The 23,424-nt window shown below is 52.2% G+C and carries 14 protein-coding genes; 8 read left to right on the plus strand and 6 right to left on the minus strand.

Annotated elements, in window-relative coordinates; translation table 11 throughout:
• Positions 1-18: 18 nt before the first annotated feature.
• The 3 genes from O2597_RS04735 (at position 19) to O2597_RS04745 (ending at position 5,488) form a co-directional block, all read left to right on the plus strand.
• Positions 19-1,413 (plus strand): sulfatase family protein, encoded by a 1,395-nt coding sequence (locus O2597_RS04735; protein ID WP_269523047.1) that lies wholly within the window; start codon positions 19-21, stop codon positions 1,411-1,413.
• Positions 1,414-1,455: 42 nt separating this feature from the next.
• Positions 1,456-3,270 carry a glycosyl hydrolase family 28-related protein gene (locus tag O2597_RS04740; protein ID WP_269523048.1) on the plus strand — a complete coding sequence of 605 codons (1,815 nt, stop codon included), beginning with the start codon at positions 1,456-1,458 and terminating at the stop codon, positions 3,268-3,270.
• 403 nt (positions 3,271-3,673) lie between these two features.
• A complete protein-coding gene (locus O2597_RS04745) occupies positions 3,674-5,488 on the plus strand; it encodes a glycosyl hydrolase family 28-related protein (RefSeq protein WP_269523049.1) in 1,815 nt (604 codons plus the stop codon).
• 162 nt (positions 5,489-5,650) lie between these two features.
• On the opposite strand, the gene O2597_RS04750 is transcribed toward O2597_RS04745, so the two are convergent.
• Entirely contained in the window at positions 5,651-8,677 is a 3,027-nt protein-coding gene (locus tag O2597_RS04750; RefSeq protein WP_269523050.1) for a right-handed parallel beta-helix repeat-containing protein, read from the minus strand.
• 467 nt (positions 8,678-9,144) lie between these two features.
• On the opposite strand from O2597_RS04750, the gene O2597_RS04755 reads away from it, so the two are divergent.
• Positions 9,145-9,864 carry a type II secretion system protein gene (locus tag O2597_RS04755; protein WP_269523051.1) on the plus strand — a complete coding sequence of 240 codons (720 nt, stop codon included), beginning with the start codon at positions 9,145-9,147 and terminating at the stop codon, positions 9,862-9,864.
• A 760-nt stretch (positions 9,865-10,624) separates the two neighbouring features.
• Positions 10,625-11,668 carry a LacI family DNA-binding transcriptional regulator gene (locus tag O2597_RS04760; protein ID WP_269523052.1) on the plus strand — a complete coding sequence of 348 codons (1,044 nt, stop codon included), beginning with the start codon at positions 10,625-10,627 and terminating at the stop codon, positions 11,666-11,668.
• Positions 11,669-11,839: 171 nt separating this feature from the next.
• Here O2597_RS04760 and O2597_RS04765 read toward each other — a convergent pair whose 3' ends face one another.
• Positions 11,840-13,195 carry a sulfatase family protein gene (locus O2597_RS04765; RefSeq protein WP_269523053.1) on the minus strand — a complete coding sequence of 452 codons (1,356 nt, stop codon included), beginning with the start codon at positions 13,193-13,195 and terminating at the stop codon, positions 11,840-11,842.
• 138 nt (positions 13,196-13,333) lie between these two features.
• Positions 13,334-15,409, minus strand: coding sequence for a glycosyl hydrolase family 28-related protein (locus O2597_RS04770; protein WP_269523054.1), 2,076 nt, complete (start codon positions 15,407-15,409; stop codon positions 13,334-13,336).
• A 553-nt stretch (positions 15,410-15,962) separates the two neighbouring features.
• Between O2597_RS04770 and O2597_RS18710 the strand changes: the two genes are divergently transcribed.
• Positions 15,963-16,439, plus strand: a complete 477-nt coding sequence (locus O2597_RS18710) for an REP-associated tyrosine transposase (RefSeq protein ID WP_425603724.1) — start codon at positions 15,963-15,965, stop codon at positions 16,437-16,439.
• 619 nt (positions 16,440-17,058) lie between these two features.
• On the opposite strand, the gene O2597_RS04775 is transcribed toward O2597_RS18710, so the two are convergent.
• Both O2597_RS04775 and O2597_RS04780 read right to left on the minus strand, forming a co-directional pair.
• Positions 17,059-17,751 carry a hypothetical protein gene (locus O2597_RS04775; RefSeq protein WP_269523055.1) on the minus strand — a complete coding sequence of 231 codons (693 nt, stop codon included), beginning with the start codon at positions 17,749-17,751 and terminating at the stop codon, positions 17,059-17,061.
• 97 nt (positions 17,752-17,848) lie between these two features.
• Positions 17,849-19,369 carry a sulfatase-like hydrolase/transferase gene (locus O2597_RS04780; protein WP_269523056.1) on the minus strand — a complete coding sequence of 507 codons (1,521 nt, stop codon included), beginning with the start codon at positions 19,367-19,369 and terminating at the stop codon, positions 17,849-17,851.
• A gap of 72 nt (positions 19,370-19,441) precedes the next feature.
• On the opposite strand from O2597_RS04780, the gene O2597_RS04785 reads away from it, so the two are divergent.
• On the plus strand, positions 19,442-20,464 hold the full coding sequence (locus O2597_RS04785) for a LacI family DNA-binding transcriptional regulator (RefSeq protein ID WP_269523057.1): 1,023 nt from the start codon (positions 19,442-19,444) through the stop codon (positions 20,462-20,464).
• Positions 20,465-20,678: 214 nt separating this feature from the next.
• On the opposite strand, the gene O2597_RS04790 is transcribed toward O2597_RS04785, so the two are convergent.
• Positions 20,679-21,512 (minus strand): PEP-CTERM sorting domain-containing protein, encoded by an 834-nt coding sequence (locus O2597_RS04790; protein WP_269523058.1) that lies wholly within the window; start codon positions 21,510-21,512, stop codon positions 20,679-20,681.
• Between the two features lie 93 nt (positions 21,513-21,605).
• Between O2597_RS04790 and O2597_RS04795 the strand changes: the two genes are divergently transcribed.
• Entirely contained in the window at positions 21,606-22,676 is a 1,071-nt protein-coding gene (locus O2597_RS04795) for a LacI family DNA-binding transcriptional regulator (RefSeq protein WP_269523059.1), read from the plus strand.
• The last annotated feature ends 748 nt before the right edge of the window (positions 22,677-23,424 follow it).

Raw genomic sequence — 23,424 nt, forward strand, 5'->3', positions numbered from 1 at the left:
CAGCGGAGACAATTACCCATGAGCGAGCGACCTAATATTCTTCTCATCTACACCGATCAGCAACGTTGGGATGCCCTCGGGGCGAATGACAATCCCGAGATACATACGCCCAATCTCGATCGTCTGGCGAAGCAGAGTGTGAGCTTTGACAACTGCTTTGTGCAAAACCCCGTCTGTATGCCGAGCCGGATCAGTTTTTTGAGCGGGCAATATCCTTCGACCTTGGGGATCCCGCACATGGCGGTGCCAGTGCCGGAGGATACCGTGACCTTACCGGTGGTTTTGGGGCGTGCCGGATACCACTGCGCTAACATCGGGAAGCTGCATTTTCTTCCGCACTCGAATCGAGAGCATAGTGATCCACACCCGGCCTATGGCTTTGATCACATGCAGATCTCCGACGAGCCTGGTTGCTACGAAGATGCTTATCGCTCCTGGGTGCGCCAAAAGGCACCGGAAGAGCTAGACCACATCAGTCTCGGTTTGCCACCCGCGCGGGCAGATTGGAACCGAGTGATGAACTTGGAGGATTCGGTCAAGCATCCGGAAGATCGCATGCCGATGGAAGCAGTGACCTTCCCCGGTCGCGACGATGTGACGCATTCGGCCTTTGTGGGGGAGAATGTCTGTGAATATTTGGAGAATGCGCCTACGAATCCATTTTTCTGCATCGCAGGGTTCTACTCGCCGCATAGTCCGTGGGTGGTGCCGCAACGCTATCTCGATCTCTACGATCCGGAGCAGTTGAGTGTGGAGACTTATCCGGAAGGATGGAAGTCCGAGCATGACGCGTTTCGGTCCAAGTCGGTCATGCAATCAATCCAGCAGGGCTACTATGCGATGGTTTCTGAGGTGGATGATTACGTTGGTCGAATTCTGAATACTTTAGAAGCCAGTGGAAAGGCGGACAATACGATCATTGTCTTTACATCCGACCACGGAGAGTGGCTGGGCACCCGTTGTCGTTACGGTAAAAGCTATCCGGGGGATGATGCCGTGACCAAGGTGCCGTTGTTGATCCGCTTCCCGGAGGGGATGAACATCGAACCGGGACGCCGCACGGAGTTGGTCGAGGCTTTGGATGTGTTACCCACCTTGCTTGAGTCTGCCGGTGTGCCGATCCCGACCACAGCGCAAGGCCGATCCTTGCTTGGCCTAATCCGTAATGAGTCCGAAGGCCGGACATCCGCATTGACCGAAGGTGCGGGGTGGAAGTCCCTGCGCACGAAACAATACCGTTTCCTTGTGCATGATGATGGCCGTGAGATGCTCTACGACATGGAGCAGGATCCTGGTTGCTACTACGATATTTCTGCGAAGGTCGATTGCTCTGTGATCGCAGGCTTGCGCGCCGAGTTGTTGACACGAGTCATTCGCCAGGAGCAACCCATCCCCCGAACCTGGCCTTACTAAGGTAGGGAAGACTTCTATTTTATCCCTTACTACCATCATTCTATGAATCAGAAACGATTATTAATTGGCTCGGCACTGATGCTGAGTCTATCGTTTTCAGTGCTTGCGGATGCTGTTCAAGCGCAAGCTGAATACAAAACCGATTTAACGGCATGGGAGAATACCAAAGCTCGCGGAGCCAGCAATCTGCCCTACCGTCGTCTTGAAGCGGATGTAGGACAATTAGAGGGGGGGGCTCTGGCGCATGGTCCGTCGTTCGTGCAGGAGAAACTTGAATCAGAAGCTACGGGGCGTATTTATGTTTCGCTACCCACGAAAGGGGCCTCTGTTGAGTGGACGGTCGAAGAGGCCGCCGATGGAGTGAATCTTCGTTTTACGCTGCCTGATTCCAGTGACGGGACGGGATTGAACAGTCAACTCGCGGTCTACGTGAATGATGTGTTTGTTCAGAATGTCTCCCTGACTTCCTACTATGCTTGGCAGTATTTTAATACCGAGCACGGCAACCGTAAGCCATCGAATGATCCGGCCTTTGCCAAAGGCACAGGAAGCCAGCGCATGCGATTTGACGAAACGCGCTTTCAATTAGATAAAATGCTGGAGCCCGGTGATCGCTTGAGCTTGCGTAAAGAAACAGACGACGGTTTGGCAATCGGGGTCGACTTTGTCGAAATCGAAAAAATAGACCCTGTGATTCCTCAGCCGGAAGGATTTCTTTCGCTGGCCGATTTTGGGGCTCAGGCCAATACAGAGGAAGATTCGTATGGTGCGTTCCAAGCAGCCTTTGCTGCCTGTGCGGAACAAGGGAAGGGCCTCTATATTCCGGCTGGTCGCTATGTGATCTCAAATAAGTTAGAGTTGATAGATGATGGCTTGCAGATACAGGGAGCGGGGATTTGGCATACCGAGCTTTTCTTCAAATTTTCCGGACGGCATAACGCAGGGTTTGCTGGGCTGGCCTCGAATCTTTTGGTGGCCGATCTTTACATGGATTCGGATATCAATAACCGGGATATGGCCAACGGGTTTCGTCAGCATTGGGGCACCGGCTCCACGATTAAGAACGTTTGGCTGCAGCACTTTTCGGTCGGTTTTTGGATCGCTTACTATGGTGAGCTGGAACCGGCTCCGGTGGCTGATGGATTACTTGTCACGAATTGCCGGATACGCAATACCTATGCGGATGGGCTGAATTTTGCCAAAGGGAGCCGGAACTGTATCGTCGAAGAGTCCAATGTGCGCAACAACTTGGACGACTCTTTGGCTTCCTGGTCTTCAGATAAAGATGCTGTTGGCATGGCTGAGAATAATACCTTCCGCAATAATACGGTTGAGCTGACTTTAAGAGCTGCAGGGATTGGGATTTTCGGCGGAAAAGGGCATACGGTCGAAAACTGCTTGGTAGTTGACGGATTTGGCGGTTCCGGTGTCAGAGTGAGCAGCAGTTTTCCGGGCCATGGTTTTGATGATGTCTCAACGATCCGTATCCAGAATTGCACACTTGTTCGTTGTGGCACTCGGAATTCTCTTTTTCATAGTTCGACCGGCGGAATCAATATTGGTGTCAAGCGGGCTGATGTTCAGAATCTGGTCTTCAAAAATATCGATGTCATCGATTCATCGGTTGTGGGAATTAATATTTGGAACGGTAATCCTGAGGCGGTCCTAAACAATGTGGTCTTTGAGGATGTTCATGTTCTCGGCACCGGTAAAGACGGCTTGGGGCTTGGGGACGGGCTGTCTATCAGCGCCCAGCTCATGGGGTGGTTAGAACTGAAGAATGTATCATTCGAAGACATTAACGGGGAGCGCATGGTCAGCCGGAACCGTGATTTTGAAGTCAGAATACAGGACTGAGACTTCTGTGAGGTATTACACTGACTAAGCTAGTGTGGTGTCAGCGAAGTGCCTTACATTATAAGATTGGCGTCAACGGAGTCAGGGCATCCTGCCCTGATATAAGAGCGTTGCAGGGGACTAGGGCGGGACGCCCTAGCTCCGTTAGCTTTCACAACTTCTAAGAACCAGGTGTATTTCTGAAGCTTACTTCACTTACACCACACTAGGTGTAATCCGTTCGCCCTACGAGCGGTTTAATAATAGTTCTTAGTTGCAGTCATTAGGCATGATTTTTGGGAGCAGGTTGTGTTTGAACTGTTCAACCTGGAGGGGTCTCGTGTTCGTTTATTTGACCATAAGCATCGAACCTTACTAAGCTTAGCTGCACTATGATTTTTACCCCGTATTACCTCAAACTTCTATGAATCAGAAACTATTATTAATTGGCTCGGCGCTGATGCTGAGTCTACCGTTTTCAGTGCTTGCTGAAGCTGTTCAAGCGCAAGCTGAATACAAAACCGATTTAACGGCATGGGAAAATACCAAAGCGCGCGGGGCCAGCAATCTGCCCTACAATCGCCTTGAAGCGGATGCGGGACGATTGGAGGGGGGAGCTCTGGCGCATGGACCTTCGTTTGAGCAGGAGAAACTCGAATCGGAAGCTTCCGGACGCGTTTATGTTGCCCTGCCGGATGTGGGGGCATCCGTGGAGTGGATTATCCCAGAAGCTGCCGATGGAGTGAATCTACGTTTCACGCTGCCTGATTCCAGTGATGGGACTGGATTGAACAGTCAACTCGCGGTTTACGTGAATGATGTGTTTGTGCAGAATGTTTCCCTGACTTCCTACTATGCTTGGCAATATTTTAATACGGAGCACGGCAACCGTAAGCCATCGAATGATCCAGCCTTTGCTAAAGGCACAGGCAGTCAGCGCATGCGATTTGACGAAACGCGCTTTCAATTAGATAAAATGCTGGAGCCCGGTGATCGCTTGAGCTTGCGTAAAGAAACAGACGACGGTTTGGCAATCGGAGTCGATTTTATTGAAATCGAAAAAATCGATCCTGTAATTGCGCAGCCGGAAGGATTTCTTTCGCTGGCCGATTTTGGGGCACAGGCCAACACGGAGAAAGATGCCTTTGATGCGTTTCAAGCCGCTTTCGCGGCCTGTGCGGAACAAGGCAAGGGCCTCTATATCCCGGAAGGGCGCTATGTGATCGTGAATAAACTGGAGCTTAGGCATGATGGTTTGCAGATACAGGGAGCGGGGATTTGGCATACCGAGCTGTTCTTTAAATTCACAGGTCGCCATACTGTCGGATTTTCCGGATTGGCTTCAAATTTAATGGTTTCTGACCTTTACGTGGATTCGGATATCAACAACCGGGATACGGGGAATGCGTTTCGTCAGCACTGGGGCACGGGGTCCACGATTAAGAATATATGGCTGCAGCACTTTGAATGCGGTTTCTGGATCGGCAATTATGAAAAGGTCACACCCGCTCCGGTCGCGGATGGTTTACGCGTAGCGAATTGCCGGATACGCAATACCTATGCGGACGGACTGAATTTTGCCAAAGGAAGCCGGAATTGTATCGTCGAAGAGTGCCATGTGCGCAATAATTTGGATGATTCCCTGGCGACTTGGTCGTCGGATATCGCTACAGTTGGCATGACTGAAAATAATACCTTCCGTAATAATACGATAGAGCTGACTTTAAGGGCGGCTGGCATCGGTATTTTCGGCGGGCAAGGGCATACGGTCGATAATTGCCTGGTGGTCGATGGGTTTGGGGGTTCCGGTATCCGGGTGAGCTCCAGCTTTCCTGGCTATGGTTTTGGTGATGCAGCGCATACTCTCATCCAGAACTGCACAATTATTCGCTGTGGGACACGAAACACACTTTTTCATAGTGAGTCGGGCGGGATCAATATAGGTATTAAACGAACAGATGTTCAGAATATAGTTTTCAAAAATATAGAAGTGATCGATTCGGCTGTTTTGGGAATCAAGATTTGGCAGAGTAATCCCGATGTGAGCCTGCGGAATGTGATCTTTGAAAATGTGCAGGTTCGCGGCACTGGTAAAGACGGTTTAGGGCCTGGGCATGGGATGCCGATCAGCGCCGCAATTAAGGGATGGATTGAGCTGAAGAATGTATCTTTCGAAGACATCAACGGTGTGACTATGATCAACCGAAGCAGTGATTTTGAGATCAGGGAAATGGATTGATATCATTCTCAAGTTGCCAGATTGCCTTTGGCCTGAGTTTTCGCCTTTCATCTGGTATCCGTTCTCTCTGAGAACTGGTGGCTGAACCGGGACTAGCGGAATTCTTTGCGAAAAAAATGCCGGCAGTCTGAATGATTCAGACTGCCGGCACATGCCTTCCCTTTATGGCAGAGTCGTTATTTCGATATTGTCGATGTAAACGCCTGCATTTGGATTTCCTTGCCGATCTCCACTCATGTATACACGGGAATAGCTCTTGAACTCCGTGTCGGCTGCAGATGCCTTGAGCGAGCCATCGACGTAGAGTTTTAGGCTGCCAGTATCGGCTTCCCAATGTAATTCGATTTCGGCAAACGGAGTCGTTGTATTCTGGTGCCCACTATCTGAGTCGTCCAGCTGACTACCGGTTTCATACCAAGTATTCAGTTCCGAAGTCAGGTCGATTTTCCGTATGCTGACAGTTCCGTTGACGCCTATATTTGAGCCGGAATCCCAGTAGGCAATATAGCCGTATTGACCACTGGCATCCAGTAAGCCGACCCAACCGTGGCGCGAGACCTGGGTGTGAATCATATCAAAACTCAGGATCCAATCGGTTTGTAGGGGAATCTCCAGATCACGCTTTAAAACGGCATTACCCACTATAGCATACGGTTGTTCAGCCGATACATTACTGTCTGTTCCCAGTGTTAGAGTGTTTTCTTCGAGTGAGTGAACGACTGACCAGGCGCTGTCGAGGGCGCTCTCACTGCTATAGCTCATTGGCTCTTTGAAGGTATCAAGCGTGCTCACATGGAGATTGTCGATGTAAGTGGCATCTCCTGCGGCGCCGCTGCCGGCTCCGCTGATGACGATTTTAGAGAAGCTGTTAAAGGCCGTGTCGATTGCAGAGGCAACTTCGACGCCATCGACATAGGCGACGAGACTGCCAGTCGAAGCGTCCCAGGTGAGTTCCAGGTGGGCGAGGGGAACCGATGTCGCGGTATGCCCGCTATTGCCACTATCCAGTGTCGTGCCGGTTACATACCAGTCATCCAGCGAGGATGTGAGGTCGAATTTCTTAATGTAGACAGTGCCGTCGGAGCCGGATGCGCCGGATGACCACATGAGCATATAGCCATGCTGCAGGCTGCTGTCCATCAAGCCGACGATTCCTCTTCGGTTCGGATCGCTGTGATACATATCAAATGCGAGCAGCCAATCATTGCTGACCTCGAAATCCAGATCGCGCGAGGCTACGGCGGTGCCTATCATAATGTAAGGTTGGTCGTCAGAAATATTGGTATTCACGCCCAGTCGTAGCGGGTTGCCTCCGAGCGTATCGAGCAAGGGCCAGGCGTCGTCGATTTCAGTTTCAGTGGTGTATTCGATGTTGTCGCTGAAGACGGTTTCTGTGATATGGAGCTTTGTCACATCGACCTGTGTCGTGAGCCAGTCATCGAGCGAACTCGCGCCATAGAAATCGTTATCGAGTAGGGCGACGTTATCCGAACGGTTGATTTTGACTGGGTCTACGACGGCTCCGCTTGGATGGCGTGAGCCAATAATATTTCTGGAAAAAGTGATATCCTTCGACTTGCCTGAGTAGAACACTTCGCCGACATAGCCGCGTCCAGTGTAGCTCGGAAGGCCGTAGTTGGTGAACAGGTTGCCTTCGATCAGGATATCCTTTGTGGCATAATGGGTTTCGTTAATGCTGGTTCCGGACGTGCTGATCAGAATGTTGGATCGGGAGATGTTATCGAAAGTATTGTTCCGAATGATCGATCCACTACCCGAGGCTGATTCAGCCCAGGAATAATCTGGTCCAATGACGACTCCGGGGCCTCTGAGTTGTGCAAAAATATTTCCTTCAACCAATGTATTGTCGGAGTGAAGCATGATGCCTCGTCCCCGGTGGTTCCAGAAGTTGTTATTGAGTATCTGGGATCCCGGCGCACAGATCTCAATATCGGTGCACCAGTCCGGCTTGCTTCTGCCGGATACTGGAGATACGACTGTGCTCAGCGTTTGAATACTGGTATCCAATGTTAGTTTAGTCGCATTCTGCCCATTTGCAGTGGCGTTGCTGGCAGCGGTAATAGTCGGGCTGGCAATCACTTCTCCAGTTTCCGGATTATGGATTTCGATGCGATCACCGGCAGTGTAATATTCATTGCGAACCACATAGATGACTGTAGCCGATGTTTGCTCGATTATGTTTTGGTAAGTTCCTGAATAATTGATCCCGTCATCGCCCATGCCGCTGAAGTCGCAATTGATAGCATTGATGGGCTCCCGGCACCATTTTGCGTGAATTCCATCGGCATTGGTGGATAGAATTTGCCCACTTTTAGGAACTATCGTGCAGTTTTGAACGGTAACCATCCCTTTGTTTCCTTGCATCTGAAATCCTGTTGTCGGTGATGAGTGAATTGTGACATTGTCGATGGTTGCGCTGTTAATCTGTTCTCCCGGGCTGGAGGGGTCCTCGTAGTATTGGGCATTTTTAACGAAAACCGCGGTTGCAGATGTGGCGCCTCTTGGACTGAGAATGAGTGACTGGCCGACCAGATCGTTGGTGACTGTTTCCAAGCTTGTGAGGCGGTAGTTCTGGCCAGAAATTAAGGTCGGATTGACAATCCGGTGTTCGACGGTATCAATGTTAAGCGTTCCATTGTCATACACGTATCCCCAGACAATTCCGCTTTGGAAGGGGGCTGCAGTCGGAAGAGGCATACCGCTGGCGATATCGAGATAAATATAGTTATTAGTTGTATCGACTGACGTGATACTTCCATGGGTATGAGGGAGTGGGTCGTATTCGATGACAAGGTCTTCTAGGGTAATACCTTTGCTCTCGCCTATAATAATGCCACTACTATTCCAGCTTTTCATGACGAGTGTGGCCGTCGGCACGCCTCGAATTGTTAAGTCGTTGGCGTTGCTAATGTAAAGGTGATTACTGGTATTGTTGGGGTTGGCATCGAGGTAATAGGTGCCTTCCGGGATTTCGACCGTAGCCGGGATTCCTGTGCTACTGACATACGAATTCGCGGCAGCGATCGCCGCTCTGATTACGGGGGCGTCGTCATCTGGATCGGTTCGGTAGGATTCGTAATCGGTGATATCGAATACGGAAGGGTCGGCTGAAGCGATGTTCAGCAGGGCAAGCAGCATGATAAAGCCTGCGATACAAGACTTATGCATCTTCATGTATTATTAGGGGTTAGGGGTGTTGTTAATTGGCTACACTTATTTATCGCCAATCGAGATGCAGATTATCTTATGATTGTGAATTAGAATACGAATTCACAGGAGGTCGAACAGTTCAATGGGTAAATACAATAAAGCCTGATTTGTATTCGATTGAGGCCATTGGGTAGAGGCTTCTTGGTTGTCTCTTCTTTCTGGACCGGTTCAGGGTGGTTGGAACTTGCTTTTTGATACGCCAGGATTCGGCTTTGGTTTGAACTGTTCGATTCTGTGGAAGCTCGTCTCGATGTATGCGCTCTATCAGCATGTCGTTTTCTACTTTAGCAAATTCGCTTCTGGCCAGTTAGCCGGTCTACCACAAATCAAGATGTCATCCTGCAATCAGACGCTGTGCTTCCGAGTTCAATCATTTGCTTTGTGAATACTTCAGTGATGTTGAATGCGATAAAGGTCTTAAAACAATGAATACAGATCGAAGAACCCCAAAGCAGATCCGTGCGTTCACTCTTATAGAACTTCTGGTCTGTATAGCGATCATTGCTATTTTGACGGGTATTTTAATACCCGCAGTGGCTAAGGTGAAATCGACTGCGGTTAAATCGGAATGTGCCAGTCGTTTGCGCCATTTGGCCTTGGCCTGTAGAACCTATGCGAATGAGCATAAGGGGATCGGACCCGACCCCAGTGGTGCTTTACGCACAGGTCTGCCTACCTATGCCCTACAACCGCATTTTTATGCCGTTGATGACTTTAATAAAACTCTGGGGCCATATATCGGTAATCGCTTTGATACAATGTATTGTCCGGGGCCTTTGTCGGAGGATCCTCGTGGGATTTATGATCCCGAGGTTCAACGGGTTGCTACAACGCCCAGCGATTACACCAATTACCAGTATTTTAATCGTGATAGCAGCTCGCCAACTTCAGGCGCGCCTAAAGCGGAGTATAGTGTTCTCTTTAAGAATGTTCTCAATTCATCCAACAAGTATGCATTGTGGGGGTGTTTGACATACACGAATGGTTCGACGACCTATAGCCATGACGGAGGTCGAAGCACCACCAGCACAGAAATTACGGGGATGAATGCAAGTTACCCGGATGGCTCCGTGCGCTGGGTTGAATTTGATGAACTTGAAGCCTTTAGTTCGGATGGTCTCTTTCTTTGGCCGAAACCAATGTGATTCGACCTGATTGGATTGTCTCGTTTCCGGTCTGCCGGAGAAGATTTAGACGCGGGGTCCAGTGAGGTGGAGGATCGGGCTGTGGATATCGGCCTTCCGGTCGAGGCCGACACGGAATGCTTTTATCGCCTCGAATGGACTCACTGATTCGGGCTCTCACATCGTATAGAATTGTATCTGACCAGATGTTGTGGGAGATCTTTTAAAAGCCCCATTTAAGAGGTATATCATGAGATGAAAGCCTTGCTTCAAGGGTGGATTGAGCGGACGGGGGATCCCTTCCCGTTTCCGCCGAATTGATCGTGGAGGGCGGGCCTCCGTGACCGCCGCGGCGTTGTAAGTCCGGTGTTGTAAGTGCGGCGTTGTTTACGCAATGCCCGGCAAGATTCGCGGTTGCGACGGAGCGCAACCCTCCAGAGGGGGTGTCGTGATGTTGTGGGACGCGTTGGAGGGCGGGCCTCCGTGACCGCCGCGGTGTTGCAAGTGCGGTGTTGTTTACGCAATGCCCGGCAAGGTTCGCGGTTGCGACGGAGCGCAACCCTCCAGATTGCGTGTCGTGAAGTTGTGGGCTGTGTTGGAGGGCGGGCCTCCGTGACCGCCGCGGTGTTGTCAGTCCGGTTGTCAGCGGTGTTGTCAGCGCGAGGTTTGGCAAGGTTCGCGGTTGCGACGGCGCGCAATCGTCTTATGTGGCTGATTTATTGGTTTTCACGTAAACTTGAGTTGATGTAATCGCTTCTCCGTCTCATATTAACGTATTATTATGCATGCGAGTAAGAGAACTGTCACGATTAGGGATATCGCTGCTGAAGTCGGTTGCTCGCATACGACGGTTTCGTTGGCTTTACGAAATCATCATAAAATTCCTGAGCAGACGCGTGAGAAGATTCGGGCCGTTGCCAAATCCTTGAACTACGAGCCGAATCCTTACGTGCAGACCTTATTGAGTCAGGTGCGTAAAGGACGTGTTGAAGCACAGCGTGCAGGTCTCGCGCTTCTGACAAACTATACACTGAAACGGCGTTGGAAGCTCATGCCGAACAACAATCGGGCGATTCAGGCGGCGTTTAACCGGGCCGAAGAACTGGGCTATCGCTTAGAGGAATTTTCGCTCCAAGAGCCGGGGATGAATCTCGAAAGATTGAGAAAGGTTTTATTGGCTCGTGGAATTCGTGGAATACTGGTGGCTCCGACCGAGCATGATCGGATGCAGTGGAATGTGGATTTAAGCTCATTTTCACTGGTTAGCCTTGGCCAAGGGCTTGAGGGGGTGTCCGTGTCGACCGTATCGCACGACCATGCGCACTCAATGCGTATGGTCATTCGCCGTCTTGTTGCGAAAGGGTTTAAGCGCGTCGGTTGCGCTTTGAATTTCGAGATGGATAACCGGGTTGGAAATGGCTGGAGTGCGCATTTTGCACATTATCAGATGAAGGTTCCGGCTCGAAACCGGATTCCGCTGTTGGATCGTAAAGGACTTGGTGTTCAGGCACTACTAAAGTGGATCGATCAAAATAAATTGGATGCCGTCATCTCAAATCGTTCTGCAGACTATGACGATTTGCTAAAAGCAGGGATTCGGATCCCCGAAGATTTAGGTTTCGCGTGCGTCTCTATTTTACCGGGGCGTGCCGATATTTCGGGGGTTTGTCAGAATAATCATCATGCTGGCGTTCAATCCATTGAGCTGATTGTGCAGATGATTCAGAATAGTCATTTCGGTCTACCGGACGTTCCTCGGTTCATCTATATTCCGGGAGAATGGAACGAAGGCCATACGCTGCCGGCAAATGCGCAACCCGGGTGAGACCATTTTTGGCTCCGTTTTTGCGGACTAACTTCAGCGTGGCAGGTCGAGGCTTCGATGTGCTGCGATGAAGAGGAGTGTTTTCAACGCGATTGTTATGTTATTGCGTGTCTGGTAAGTGCTAGAGCAGATTGCATCCCAGCCAACGCGACTATTTTAATGCAATCTGCTCTATCTGCTTGGTCGTTCACTCTCATATATTTTCTGTGCCTGAGCGGTGAGCGCTTTCACGCGATCAGTATGAGTGGTATCGTCAATGAGGTTCACGTCCTCATTTGGATCGTTGACGAGGTCGAATAGTTCAGGTTTACCCCAGTTCAAGTGATTCAGCTTCCAACGCTCTGTGCGAATGGTAATGATCGGAGGCTGGCCCACATAGCGGTCGTCAGCGGTGAAGACGTTGTGACAGAAATCGTATTGGGAATAGATGTGTGTGCGGGGTGTATAATTCCCGTCCCGCATGAGCGGGGCAAAGCTCCGGCCATCAATTGCGGCGGGGGTCGGTAGTCCGCACAGTTCGCAAAGAGTGGGGTAGAGGTCCACATGTTCGATCAATTCGGAGTGGACTGTCCCGGATTTCTTTTTGTCCGGAAGTCTTATCATTAGCGGAACGCGGATCGCATCCTCAAACATGATGTGTTTCGTCCACATTCGGTGCGCTCCCGCCATTTCGCCATGATCGGAGGTATAGACCACAATAGTGTCCTCCGCTAATCCGGCATCCTCCAGGGCCTGCAGCACACGTCCGACATAATTATCCATTTGACTGATATTGCCGTAATAGCCTGTTAGCGAGTTGCGTAGGCTTGCTTCATCCTGATCATACCAACCTCTTTCTCGTGCGCGGATCAGATGTCCCTCAAAGCCGTTTTGTAACGCTTTCGATGCGCGGTGTGGCAGCTGTAATTTCGCGGGATCGTAGCGCTCATAATATTCCCGCATCGGCACTAAAGGTGTGTGGGGCATGAAGAAGGAAACCCAGGCGCAGAAAGGCTGTTCCGTGTTGCTCTGAGTGTGGAGATATTCGACGGCTTTTTCGGTGTAGAAGTTGTCGCGATAGAAGCGCGCCGGCAAATCCGACGGGGCTCCGTTTTCGCCCCGGCCCTGGTCCTGGTCTTTGGCTAGGATCTGCTTTTCGTCTTCAGTCAGCGTTTGATAGAAATCTTTTATGTAGATACGATGATCGAACCCATGGCGTCGCTTTTCGTTCACGAAGTGCATTTTGCCGATGGCTGCTGTTGTGTAGCCGTGGTCCTTGAAATGGTGTGCGATCGTTCGGACATCGGCAGGAAGCGGGTCGCGCAAGACGCGGGCACCATGTCGGTTCGGGTATAAGCCGGTGATGATGGAGCCTCGTGCCGGCACACAAACGGGAGACTGACAAAAGGCTCGTTCAAAGCGCACGCTTTCGCCAGCCAATCGATCGAGGTTTGGTGTGAGTGCATCCGGATGGTCGACGCAACTCATTGCTGCCGCCTGGTGCTGATCGGAACAAAGGAAGAGGATGTTTTTCTTATTTTTGGCCATGATCGATTGAGCTTTTGGGTTTGAGAATGCCTGAAGGCGGAGTCCCGCATGTCAGCATGCCGGGACTACGTAGACTGCTCGATATAAACTGTCGGCGAGAGAACATGTTTCAGGGATATGCGCTTGTTGTTGCGATATTCAGTGTTCGTTTCTGACGACTGCCAGTGGAAGAAACGCTTGATTGCGTCGTCCAATGCGTTGGGGGGCTTCCAGTTTTTCGTATGTCCAAGACTGCCCTTCTTTATCGACTTCCAGTAGAACCTTATAGTTTTCAAGCTTCGGGCTGCTGGGGCCGTTTGTGCATGCGAATATGGATGCCTCGGAGTCTTTCACCAAGAAGGCAGGATACGGAGAAATGCCACCGTAAGGTTCCAAGTATCGTTTGGGGTGGAACTGATTGGTTACCCCGCCGAGAACCTCTAGCCGGCTTCCTTTTGTGGCGGCAAAGCAAGTCCGGAATTTTTCAGTTTTGTAGCCGAAGACCCAAACATCTGAGGACTGAAGTGGGAAGTCGGTGAAATTTGAGGCTTCGGTATCCACCCAGCGTGCCCAGACTTTCTGGTTGTGTATAGAGCCGTCGATCTTTCCCATATTGGTCGCCGAGGTGAGGAATAGTTTGGCGCCGGGCTCTGTATTTAGGTTTTGATACGGGTTTCTGCCGCGGGTGCCTAAGTTGCGAAGGCAAATCGTTCTGAGCGCTTTATGGGCGATACAGTTGCCATTGATTTGGATATTCTCGATTGTGAGTGGTTCCGGCGAGTTTTCTGCAACCATGAAAAGCGGATCGAGCACGTCTTTATTCACTTGGATGATGGTGTGTAGACCATTGATCACCTTCACCGAGGGTGGAACTGTGACTGGCCCGCTAATATAGTATTTTTGCTGGCGACCGAAGAGGACGAAACCTTTGCCGCTATTCAGAGCGTCTTGAAGTGCTTGGCGGTAGTCTGGTGTCTCCTGGGAGGCTTCGGTATCCGGTAAGTAATCATCTACATCGGCCCAGCCTTCGGCTGTGTCCGGAAATAGAACAGCAGGCTCGTCTTCAACCGGTAGGTTGAGTGAGCGAGGTGACTTGCCGGTGGCGGAGAGGGGGATGTCGAGTGGGGCCGGATAAGTGATTTCGTCGATTCGGGTGCCGTTGGGGCTCTTTAATAGTCTGGACTCTATCAGTTTTGTGTAAGCTTGGGTCGTTATGTTTCGGGCAAAGATGGATCCCGTTTGAAATTTAATTGCGGGGATCTTCGTGGTAGAATCGCTTGCCTCGAAGCTGCTTTCAATCACGGCGACCTGACTGCCCGCGCCGCGTTGGAGAAGGGCGGGGCCGGCGCAGTTTTCGACCTTGATGGCTCGCAGCGAGGAGGTTGCGTCATCAAGGACAATGGCGGCTTCTTTCTGATCTTTCAGCGTTATATACTCGAACGAGTTATGCGTCACGTGATACGGAACCATCCACAAGCCGTAGTTGAAACCTTCAATGGTAATATCGGTGTGATATCCCTGAGTCGGGCTTGTCTTGATGTAGATGCCGGCTACTCCCTGTCCGTCGCCTGATTGAATTAGTAAATTCCGCAACGAGGTTTTGTTCGCACCTGCGTGGTTGATGCCGACCGCTCCCGGATTGCCCGAACCGCTGTTGATTGTAAGGTTTTCAACGCTGTTGAAGGTTTGTAGGTTATTGTCATCTCGACGCGACATCGAGATGATGGGTTTGATCTGCCCGGCCTCGAAGCCGGGGGAGTTATCTTTGAGTCGGATCGTCGTGCCTTCGCGGCTTTCTCCCTGGAAGCGGATATTATTGAGTCCTTCGCTTTGTCCATGCTTGCGGTAGACGAGTGCTTCTCTCGTATAGACCAATGAATCCGATACGAGGTATTCACCATTCGGAAGGTAGATTGTATACATGTCAGCGATGGGCCAATACACGCCGTCTTCGATGCGCTGCCGTATCATGTCGGCGATGAAGTCGTAGGCTTTGACTATAGCGGCGGTATCGTCGGCTTTGCCGTCACCTTTTGCGTTGAAGGGGGGCTGAGTGACATCAATCAGACGTCCTCCGTTGTGGAAGAAGGTGCTTTTCGGGTAGACCGCATGTGTCATCGGATTCCGGTCGCCGACCACATTCTGAGAGAGGCCTATTGTGAGAGTCGCAAATGTGCAAAGTGTGTAGAGAATAAGGCACTTCAGAGAAGTTCGAGTCGGTAATATATTTTTCATTGATCGTTTCTGTTTATGGGCGTGGAACAGAATGTTATGCTGAAAAGAATCGAGAATCGGTGGTGAGACTGGTATTCCTTTTCTATCTCAAGTATTCTGGTCGATCAGATTTGGATCAATCAATCACCTGTTTTCCACGTAAACCTAGTGGCTTTATTCGAGAGCTTCTTAAGTATAAAGTGTTTGTTTGCGGGGGCGCTTGGGACGATGAAATCGAGACGCCAGTTCATAGAAAAGGTCGAGCACATCGAGAGCTCGACCTTTCTGAATTCTTGAAAGTATGATCACAAGCCAGTTAGAATATTGGCGAAGGTGGTCGGGAATACTAGGTCTCTGATCTGTTGGAGCACCGAAGAAGATTTCAGGTTGTGTATCGCGATATCGCGGGATGCGCTGGAGGGCGGGCCTCCGTGATCGCCGCGGAGTTGTCAGTCCGGTTGTCAGCGGTGTTGTAGCGTGAGGTCCGGCAAGGTTCGCGGTTGCGACGGAGCGCAACCCTCCCGGTGAAACTTTCTCTTGTCTATACGGGCATGTTTCCAGAAGAATAACGTAAATGGGTGATCTTACTGAACGAAAGCATCCTGCGCGACAGAGTATTTTTGAGCAGCGAAATCGGGCAGTCATTGTATTCCTTACGGTTTGCACGGCGAAGCGTAAGCCACTTTTGGCGAATACTGCCGTTCAAGAACTGCTTGTGGATGTCTGGTGTGAGTCAGACCTATGGCTCGTTGGATGTTATGTACTGATGCCGGATCATTTGCATTTGTTTTGTGCGCCCGCATGTGTTGAACATCCATCGGTCCGAAAATGGGCACAGTATTGGAAATCGCGTGCTTCGACACGCTGGCCCAATCGTTTGGAACAACCGGTTTGGCAGTCGGATGTCTGGGATCGGCAATTGAGAACGGGCGAAAGCTATTCGGAAAAATGGGCATATGTTCTAAACAATCCGGTGCGGCATGGCTTGGTAAAGAATGCAGAAGATTGGCCCTACCAAGGAGAGCTGAACAGCTTGCTCTGGCATGATTAGAACCTCAGCACGTCATACGCGCGCCAATGGAGGGCGGGCCTCCGTGACCGCTGCGGTGTTGTAAGGCCGGTTGTCAGCGGTGTTGTAAGGCCGGTTGTCAGCGGTGTTGTTAGCGTGAGGTCCGGCAAGGTTCGCGGTTGCGACGGAGCGCAACCCTCCAGATGCGTATCATGATGTCGCGGGCTGCGTTGGAGGGCGGGCCTCCGTGACCGCCGCGGCGTTGTCAGTCCGGTTGTCAGCGGTGTTGTGGCGTGAGGTTTGGCAAGAATCGCGGTTGCGACGGAGCGCAACCCTCTAGATGCGTATCATGATGTCGCGGGCTGCGTTGGAGGGCGGGCCTCTGTGACCGCCGCGGTGTTGTCAGTCCGGTTGTCAGCGGTGTTGCTGGCGCGAGGTTCGGCAAGGTTCGCGGTTGCGACGGAGCGCAACCCTCCAGAGGGTGTGTCGTGATATTGCGGGGGCATTGGAGGGCGGGCCTCTGTGACCGCCGCGGAGTTGTAAGTGCGGTTGTTAGCGGCGTTGTTTACGCGTGGTCCGGCAAGGTTCGCGGTTGCGACGGAGCGCAACCCTCCAGGTGCTGTGTCGTGATGCCGCGTTACTGGTTGGACGAGTAACTTTGCTAGCGCCCTGTGCTGACCGAAAGATTATCGAAATAGCCGTTGGCGTTGCCTGAAATGTAGATTCTGGAAAACGAACTGTAGCTGGTGTCGCTGGTGTGGAGCAGCTCACCCGCACTCTTTGCGGAGAGTGTCAATGCACCGGATTTGTCCCAAGCGAAGGTAAGCGTCTCGAATTGATCGACACGCATCGGATTTGCTTCGAGTGAATTCAATCCGGTGAGTGCAGATGCCAGGTCTTTCCCTCCAGGTCCTCTTCGGTCGCTGGCTACGTAGTCGCTGAAGTCGCCGGAATACCGGCTGATGAAAACACGGTCATCAGAGCTGGACCATGTGAACGAATAACCTTCAACTTTGCCGTTCATGTCCGGTTCGCTGCAAACCAGAACCCACTGTTGCCTTGGCGCGCTAGTGTTATGCTGGATGTCGATGTTGACTGAGAAACTGTCTGTCAGCGTTTTTCCAAAATCCCGATAGATGAACCGGTTGTTCAAAATGACGACGTTGTTTCTACCGTTGTCGGTCGTCGCGTAGTAGGGAAATGCTTTATTGTCGGCGGTTCCGCCGGTCCAGTCACTCGACTTAAAGTCGCTGTTGCTTGTGTAATCGAACGAATCCTTCAGGATCGGTGTTTTCGCATGGGTGAATGTTGCGGAGAGGGCGGCAAGACTAAGGCAGATGATCGTCGATTTCATATTTTACAGGGAATATAAGGCTTTGAATGCAATACATTACATTTCATTCGACTAAGAACACCTGTCAAGGGCCATATGAACAGGCACTTGGTTCTTGTCAGTGTCGGCCTGGCTTGCTGTTCGAGTGAACGCCCACTTCCGTCGCTGGTCGTCCGGTCTGATACACAAGCGGGGTCGGGGAATGGCCGTCATCCGGTTTCATGCGGTAGAGGCCTTTCCAGCTAAGGGTGCGTTTGACGCGCCAGGGGCGTTGTTCCCAGTAGATGCCGCGGAAGGGGTCCCTGGTTGTGTTCATCCGCTTGAGTAGGTTATCAATCAGCTGTTCACGGATCCCGGCGTGCTCCGGGCTATCGATCAGGTTGTGGAGCTCGGCCGGATCTTTTTCCAGATCGTAGAGCTCGTCCGTGCTCATCAGGTTGATGGCCAGCTTCCAATGGTCCTGCACGATGCAGCGGATAGGCACGAAGCCGCCCCAGCTGTCATGGCAGATCGAGTGGCGTTGAAATTCCAACATGACATGTCGGTCGGGGTGTTCTGTGTCGGTTTCGACCAGTTCTTTGACGCTGGAGCCATCGAGAATGTCCGGCGTGGGGATGCCGGCCATGTCCAGCATCGTCGGCAGGAAGTCCACATGGCTGACGGGGGTGGTCACTTTGCGTCCGCGTCCTGCCTGTTTCGGGCTTCGGATGATATAGGGGATCCGGGTGATCTCGTCATACATCGCGGGGCCTTTGCCGACAATACCATGGGCATTCAGCATCTCTCCGTGATCGGAGGTGAAAATGACCACGGTGTTGTCGCCGCAATTCGCTTGGATCGCGTCGAGCAGGCGACCGATTTCCGTATCCACAAAGCTGTTACAGCCGAAATACATCGCCTGGCGTTTCTTGGTGTGGGTATTCTTATTTTCCCCGCCGGCCCAGTCGCGGTGGTGGCTGGGTTTGTTGCTCAAGTCGTCGAGGGCACCCGGCCCGATCTCGTAATCGAATGCCTCAAAAGCCTCCGCATACTCGTGAGGGCAGGTGAAGGGGCCGTGGGGTTCGTCGTAGGAAGCCACGAGGAGAAAAGGTTTCTCGGGATCGTGGTGGTCGAGGAAGTCGATGGCCTTGTCGGAGATACGATGCGCCCAAGTGAACTCGGGTCGGATGTCGTGCTCGCGGAGATCTTTGGGCGATTTCAGCTTTTCCCTCCAGAGCGTGATCTCGGCGTCGCTCAAATCGTTCAAGTAGCGCCGGCCGTCATACCAGTAGTTGTCGTCCCATCCGTCCGGACAGTTGCCTGTGTCGAAGTAATCGTGGCCGTCGAGATGCCATTTCCCGATGTAGGCGGTGTGAAAGCCAGCCTGCTGAAAGAACTGGCCCATGTGCCAGCGGTTCTCATACAAGGAGAGGTTGTTGGTCATGGGGCCGGCTTTGCTGGGAAACAGGCCGGTGAAAATGGCCGAACGCGCGGGGCTGCAGACTGGACAGGTGGTGTAGCCGCGATCGAAGCGGACGCCCTCGGCGGCCAGCTTGTCGATGTTCGGGGTGCGCATCGCCTGACCGCAGTAGGACTCAATCACGTTGGTCCCTTGGGTGTCGGTCATGATGAAGACAAAATTAGGAGTGTTCGCGTTCATGTTTAGATGGGTTTTTCAAGAGACTTTCGTTAACGGCTTGTCTTCTCAATCGCGGGGTGATGTAACTGTTACATGGGTGCCAACATACGGGAGATTGCCAACGCAGCGGGAGTCAGCACCGCCACGGTTTCGCGTGCTTTGCGTGGGCTGGCCCGGGTCGAGCCAGCCACGCGGGAGCGTGTGTTGGCGGCTGCGGAGAAACTTGGCTATTCGCGTGACCCGTTGCTTTCGGCGGCTTTGTCGCGAGCCAGACATTCGAAGACGCCGAACTATCGCGAGACGATTGGGGTTTTGTCCGAAACGGGATTAGGCAAGCGGGTTCGTGAAGAGTGGAGTCAGCGGATCTGGACTGAGCTTGTGAACTGTTCGAAGCGTATGGGCTATGCAATCGAGTCTTTCGTTCTTCCGGAGTCGGCGAAAAGCCAACTGAGCCTAATCCGGCAATTACACGCCCGGGGCATCCGAGGCTTGGTCCTGCCTCCCAAGGCGCTGTTACAGCACCGGGACCTCGTGCCGGAGTGGGGACGATTTGCGGTGGTTGAAATCAGCCATCCGCTCGTCGGCGCTTCTTTCCCCCGTGTGCAGCGACTCTTTCAAGACGACATGGCGCAGCTGCTGCGCCAGTTACATGTGCGCGGTTATCGTCGGATTGGACTTGCGCTGAATCAGGTCGAGGAGCTCCGGAGAGGAGAGGTGATCATAGCTTCGACACTCTTGTATACCCGCCAGCATCCGGAGCTATTGTTGAGCGGTGTGCTTTACGAAGATGGCTACGCCTACGATGCGACGGGTCTTGTCGACTGGTTGGAGGCACGAAAGCCGGACGTCATTATCGCTAATGGAGCGAACTGCTATGATTGGCTGAACGATGCCGGTTTTCACTTTCCGGATGATCTCGGTTTATGCCGGATCGATGCGATGAGAGAGCGACCGGAAAGCGGTCTGGCGGTGAACTACGAAGCGATTGCAAGGATGGCCATCGTACAACTGGCTTCGAGACTGGAACACGACAGTTCCGCGAGTGTGATGCCGAATGCCGTGGTTGGCATTCCGAGCGATTGGGTGGAGGGCACGACGCTAAAGCGGTTAAGCTGAATGCGTAATGATTGTCGTGTTTAAGGTCGGTTAAAGCGGCTTTGTTGTAGGGCTTCAGCTTGCTGAACGCCGTTGCGGTGTTGCCGGTTATGTTATGAACGGCGGTTTTCTGGAGTCGCGTTAGGTTCTTTACCCTCGCGGCATCGTGCATGCACGGGCCCTGCGATTTGGGACGGTTGTCGTAGGGCTTCAGATTACTGCACGTCGGAGGGAGCTATCTCCGGCGGCGCAGGATGAATGTCCCGCAGAGGGCTCCGAAGGCAATCGTGAGTGCCACCGAGCTGGGCTCGGGGATTTGCACGAAGGTCAAACTTTCATAATCTCCCAATGTAGTATTATTGGTTTTTGTCAGGCTAATCGCATCCACAGCCAAGTCCGGAAGAGCTGATGAGAAATCGGCAATGTTGCTGCCGTTTCTGTAAAAGTAAACCGTGCCGAAGTTTGTCACTCCGTCATAGCCACCGGCACTGGAATAATCCAACACGATCTTATAGGTCACTGTTCCGGAAATAGCACCGGCATCGTATGAACTGGTTGTGTTCGGTCCCGCGTAATATTCACTGCCGGAATCACCTTCTGCTCGTAAGAGCGCTGTGGCAAATGAGGTATTGTTTGCGCTTGTCGTGAAAAACGCATTGTTTACAGAAGGTGTACCCTCATAAAAACCGACCCCAATCCAGGTTCCTGCAGCTACAGCAGACGTGTTGCTGAAGGTTGCCTCCAGTGAGAAAATCGCGTCCTCATTGCCTTTAGCGTCGTTCACATAAGAACCGAGCGTCAAATAGGCACTGCCATAGGCACCCACTGCACCTTTGACGTCGACGCTGCCGTCTTGGTTGAACTCATTCATGCCCACCCATGTGCTGCTGCCGCCTGATGAGCTGAGTAGAGGATTAAAGTAGGAAGCGGTATCTCCATCGAGCCGATCACTACTGAGGCCACCGAAATCTTCCTCGATGAGCAAGGTTTGGGCAGTTAACCCAACCATGGGCAGAGCCATTGTAAGGAGGTAGGTGGAAATGGATTTTTTTAGCAATTGGGATTTCATAAGATTTGAGGGGGTTAATATTTAAATGATGCAATGCATTAAATGCTTGCTGGACGGGTGCGCCAAGTGAATGCTGGGTGAACCGTTCACTTGATGGATTCTGCGAATCGAGATAAGGGGCAATCTTCCCCGAGCATTAAAGCTATTGCGGAAGCCTGCGGCTTGTCCCGGGCAACGGTTTCATATGCCCTGCGAGGTCATGCTAAAATACCGTCTTCGACCCGGGAACTTGTGGTCAAAACAGCGGAGGGCATGGGCTATCGGGCGAACCGGCACATGTCGCGTGTGATGAGTGATATCCGCGGGCGAACCGGTAATTACTACAAGGAAAACCTCGGTTATTTGGTGCACTATAAATCGAGCGACCAATACTATGCCTGGCCCACAACCATTTGGAAATCGGTTCAGAAGCGTGCGGCTGAAATTGGATATGGGGTCGACCGTCTAGAACTGGACGATACGAAATCCAGCCTGCAAACGTGTGAACGGATTATCCGTTCACGTGGGATTCGTGGCATTATTATCGCGCCATTTACGGAAGCACATATTCGGCTTCAAATCCGGGTCGAGAATTTGGCAATGGTTGCGATCGGTCACACGCTTGAGTATCCAGACGTTCACCGGATCGGACGTGACATTGTTCATTCCTTCGAAAAAATTGCAGACCACATCCAACTGGAAGGCTATCAGCGGGTTGCTTACGCCTCCGAACTCTCACACGAGGACCGCATGGATAAACTGCCACTCTCGCGCTATCTAATGAAGCAATGGGATACCGGGCTATTTTCCGTCGAGCCATTTGTTCGTGATCTTTCAGAGTTCGGTCCCAGTCAATTTCTCGAATGGTTTGAGGCGAAGCGACCCGATATGATTATAACATTCCAGGGCAATCTGATTAAGTGGTTGGAGCTCGGAGGTTATCATGTGCCGGCTGACGTCAGCGTCATACGACTCAACAGTGACGGGGTGGATACGCCTGATTCCGGAGTCTACGCCAACTACGAATCGCTTGGGGAAACTGCTGTGGAACAACTCTCCGGTCTGGTCGAACGGGGTGAGTTCGGAATCCCCACCGCGCCCAAAACCGTTTTAGTCAAAGGCCTTTATAATGAAGGGAGAACGCTGCGGAAGCCCTTATCTAAGCTAGCCCATGCGGTATGCTGAATGCCGCCCGTAGTCGCACTGCTTCAGCCGTGCGACCGAGTGGAATCAGCGATACCGATTGCACTTCCGGGTGACCGGTTAAATCGGATTCATCGTCGATTCATGGGACAGGCTTTGGCAGGGGATGGAATGCAATGGAGGGCGGGCCTCCGTGACCGCCGCAGTGTTGTCAGTCTGGTTGTCAGCGGTGTTGTAGCGTGAGGTCCGGCAAGGTTCGCGGTTGCGACGGAGCGCAACCCTCCAGAGGGTGTGTCGTGATGTTGTGGGACGCGCTGGAGGGCGGGCCTCCGTGACCGCCGCGGTGTTGCAAGTCCGGTTGTCAGCGGTGTTGTAGCGTGAGGTCCGGCAAGGTTTGCGGTTGCGACGGAGCGCAACCCTCCAGATTGTGTTTCGTGATGTCGCGGAACGCATTGGAGGGCGGGCCTCCGTGACCGCCGCGGTGTTGTAAGTCCGGTTGTCAGCGGTGTTGTCGTGTGAGGTTCGGCAAGATTCGCGGTTGCGACGGAGCGCAACCCTCCAGAGGGTGTGTCGTGACGTCGTGGGTTGCAATGGAGGGCGGGCCTCCGTGACCGCCGCGGTGTTGTCAGTCCGGTTGTCAGCGGTGTTGTAGCGTGAGGTCCGGCAAGGTTTGCGGTTGCGACGGAGCGCAACCCTCCAGAGGGTGTGTCGTGATGTTGTGGGACGCGCTGGAGGGCGGGCCTCCGTGATCGCCGCGGAGTTGTCAGTCCGGTTGTCAGCGGTGTTGTAG

This window comes from Coraliomargarita parva (genome assembly GCF_027257905.1).
Lineage (GTDB): Bacteria > Verrucomicrobiota > Verrucomicrobiia > Opitutales > Coraliomargaritaceae > Coraliomargarita_A > Coraliomargarita_A parva.

Bases quoted from the DNA above. Each gene is read 5' to 3' on its own strand.
- O2597_RS04735 (WP_269523047.1), top strand. From the start codon at position 19: ATGAGCGAGCGACCTAATATTCTTCTCATCTACACCGATCAGCAACGT.
- O2597_RS04740 (WP_269523048.1), top strand. From the start codon at position 1,456: ATGAATCAGAAACGATTATTAATTGGCTCGGCACTGATGCTGAGTCTA.
- O2597_RS04745 (WP_269523049.1), top strand. From the start codon at position 3,674: ATGAATCAGAAACTATTATTAATTGGCTCGGCGCTGATGCTGAGTCTA.
- O2597_RS04750 (WP_269523050.1), bottom strand. From the start codon at position 8,677: ATGCATAAGTCTTGTATCGCAGGCTTTATCATGCTGCTTGCCCTGCTG.
- O2597_RS04755 (WP_269523051.1), top strand. From the start codon at position 9,145: ATGAATACAGATCGAAGAACCCCAAAGCAGATCCGTGCGTTCACTCTT.
- O2597_RS04760 (WP_269523052.1), top strand. From the start codon at position 10,625: ATGCATGCGAGTAAGAGAACTGTCACGATTAGGGATATCGCTGCTGAA.
- O2597_RS04765 (WP_269523053.1), bottom strand. From the start codon at position 13,195: ATGGCCAAAAATAAGAAAAACATCCTCTTCCTTTGTTCCGATCAGCAC.
- O2597_RS04770 (WP_269523054.1), bottom strand. From the start codon at position 15,409: ATGAAAAATATATTACCGACTCGAACTTCTCTGAAGTGCCTTATTCTC.
- O2597_RS18710 (WP_425603724.1), top strand. From the start codon at position 15,963: ATGGGTGATCTTACTGAACGAAAGCATCCTGCGCGACAGAGTATTTTT.
- O2597_RS04775 (WP_269523055.1), bottom strand. From the start codon at position 17,751: ATGAAATCGACGATCATCTGCCTTAGTCTTGCCGCCCTCTCCGCAACA.
- O2597_RS04780 (WP_269523056.1), bottom strand. From the start codon at position 19,369: ATGAACGCGAACACTCCTAATTTTGTCTTCATCATGACCGACACCCAA.
- O2597_RS04785 (WP_269523057.1), top strand. From the start codon at position 19,442: ATGGGTGCCAACATACGGGAGATTGCCAACGCAGCGGGAGTCAGCACC.
- O2597_RS04790 (WP_269523058.1), bottom strand. From the start codon at position 21,512: ATGAAATCCCAATTGCTAAAAAAATCCATTTCCACCTACCTCCTTACA.
- O2597_RS04795 (WP_269523059.1), top strand. From the start codon at position 21,606: ATGGATTCTGCGAATCGAGATAAGGGGCAATCTTCCCCGAGCATTAAA.